Annotated in this window: 1 pseudogene; it reads right to left on the bottom strand. The window is 72.8% G+C overall.

The annotated features are described in order from the left end of the window. A pseudogene (locus SB751_RS28815) lies at nucleotides 1–342 on the bottom strand (hypothetical protein); the annotation flags it as partial.

A 342-nucleotide genomic window follows, 5' to 3' on the forward strand; every position in this document is an offset into this window, starting at 1 on the left:
GGTCGAGTGCCTGCAACGGTGCCACCCGGCTCAGCTCGCGACCGTTCAGGGTCACCGCCTCGACGCCAATGGCGGCCACCGCCTCGGGCCCGAAGGACGGCTGGCCGAGGTCCAGCCAGAACCCTGGCACCCCTGCCACCCGGGCCGGCTCCACCACGGTGGCCACCGGCGAGGTACCGGTGGGCTGGTCATGGTGCACCTGCAACAGGGTTGGCCCCTGCTCGGCCAGCAACCGCACCTTCGCGTCGACCAGCAGCGCCGCGTGCGAGTCGCGATGCTGGCGGATCCGCTCGGTCGGGCCGACGACCGACAGCCCGTACCAGTCGCCGTCGAGCGTCAGCG

This window comes from Cupriavidus sp. SIMBA_020, assembly GCF_046535395.1.
GTDB lineage: Bacteria > Pseudomonadota > Gammaproteobacteria > Burkholderiales > Burkholderiaceae > Cupriavidus > Cupriavidus campinensis.